1 protein-coding gene is annotated in these 2087 nt (G+C 70.1%); it reads left to right on the top strand.

All coding sequences use genetic code 11. From position 1 onward, the window contains the following. Positions 1-43 precede the first annotated feature (43 nt). On the top strand, positions 44-2087 hold a 2044-nt coding region (locus G9373_RS45065), incomplete at its 3' end, for a condensation domain-containing protein (RefSeq protein WP_346842942.1).

The following is a 2087-nucleotide window of genomic DNA, read 5'->3' as shown; positions in this document are numbered from 1 at the left end:
GGGTGGGCCGGTGCTCGAGTATGTGGGTCGCTCGGATTTTCAGGTGAAGATTCGTGGTTTCCGGATCGAACTCGGCGAAATCGACGCAGCGCTGACCCGGCATCCCCGCGTCGCGTTCGCGGTGACCCTCGGCCGCACCGCCCCGTCCGGCGACACCGTCCTGGTGTCCTACGTCCTGCCGTCCGGTGACGGCGAACCCGACGTCGCCGAACTGACCGACCATGTGCGCGGCTTCGTGCCCGCCCACATGGTTCCCGCGACGATCGTGATCCTCGACGAGCTGCCCCTCACCCCGGTGGGCAAGCTGGACCGGCAGGGTCTGCCGACCCCGGATTTCGCGATCGTACGCACCGTGTTCCGTGCGTCGACCAATTCGGCCGAGCACACCGTGGCAGACGTCTTTGCCGAGGTGCTGGGACTCGGCCGGGCGGGGCTGGACGACAACTTCTTCGACCTGGGCGGTAATTCGCTGAGCGCGACCCGCGCCGTCGCCCGCATCAACTCCGCCCTGGGTGTCGGCTTGGGGGTCCGGGAGCTGTTCGAGTCGCCCACGGTGGCGGGGCTCGCCGCCCGCGCCGCTGCCGCGGATCGCCGCACCGCGGCGCGTCCCGCCCTCACGGCGGGCCCGCGCCCCGACCGGGTGCCCCTCTCCCTCGCACAGCAGCGGATGTGGATCGTCAACCAGGTCGACACGACCTCGCCCGCCTACAACGTTCCGATCGCGCTGCGCCTGACCGGGGAACTCGACATCGACGCTCTGCGCGCCGCGTTCGGCGACGTCGTCGAACGGCACGAGCCGCTCCGCACCGTCTATCCGGGGTCCGCTGACGGCCCGCATCAGGTGGTGCTGCCCGCGGATCGGGTGACCGTCGACCTCACCCCGGTCACCGTGTCCGACGAGGCTGCGATGCGCACCGAGCTGGTGACTCTGGCGTCGGCAGAATTCAACGTGAGTCGCGACGTCCCGATGCGCATCGCGGTACTGCGGACCGGTCCGGATCAGCACGTGGTGGTCCTGGTGCTTCATCATATCGCGGCGGACGGCTCGTCGATGGCGCCGCTCGCCCGCGACGTGATGGTCGCGTACACCGCGCGTACCCACGGACGCCCGCCCGGATGGGCGCCGATGCCGGTGCAGTACGCGGACTTCGCGCTGTGGCAACGCCGCACCCTGGGCAGCGACACCGACCCGGACTCGCCGATCTCGGCGCAGCTGGACTACTGGCGCCGGACCCTCGACGGGATGCCCGAGCTGCTCGAGCTGCCGACCGACCGCCGGCGTCCGCTGCAGCGGTCCTCACACGGCGCCACCGTGGCGTTCGCGATCGGCGCGGACCTTCACACGAAGCTGTCCGACCTCGCCCGGGGTCACGATTCGACGCTGTTCATGGTCGCGCACGCCGCACTCGCCGTCCTGCTCGGCCGGCTGAGCGGCGAGACGGACCTCGCGGTGGGCACGCCCGTCGCCGGTCGCGGCGACGCGGCACTGGACGAGATGGTCGGCATGTTCGTCAACACCGTGGTGCTGCGGACCCGCGTCGCACCCGAGCGCTCCTTCACCGATCTGATGGCGCACGTCCGCGAGACCGATCTCGGGGCGTTCGGGCACGCGGAGGTGCCGTTCGACCGGGTGGTGCAGGCGGTCGACCCGGTGCGGTCGACCGCGCACACCCCGCTGTTCCAGGTGCTGCTCGAGTTCCAGAACACCGAGGAGGGCCGCCTCGAACTGCCCGAACTGACCGTCGAGGTCGTCGACGCCGGTGTCGAGGTCGCCAAATGCGACCTATACCTGACCCTGAGCGAGAACGTCGACGCAGCCGGCGAACCTGCCGGAATGTCTGCGGCATTCGGTTTCGCCACCGACATCCTGGACGCGAGCACCGTGCGCGGTTTCGCAGACCAGTTCGTCCGCATCCTCGACGCGGTCACGGCGTCGCCGGACCGCCCGATCGGTGACATCGCGGTGATCGGTGTGGCGGAGTTGGAGTGCTTGACGCCGGTGGTGGGTGAGGTGTCGGTGTCGGAGGTGACGTTGCCGGAGTTGTTGGCGGCGTCGGTGGTTGCGGATCCGGGTGCGGTTGCGGTGG

It is taken from the genome of Rhodococcus sp. A14 (genome assembly GCF_011603105.1).
GTDB lineage: Bacteria > Actinomycetota > Actinomycetes > Mycobacteriales > Mycobacteriaceae > Rhodococcus_F > Rhodococcus_F opacus.
This window is presented reverse-complemented; position numbering and strand designations above follow the sequence as displayed.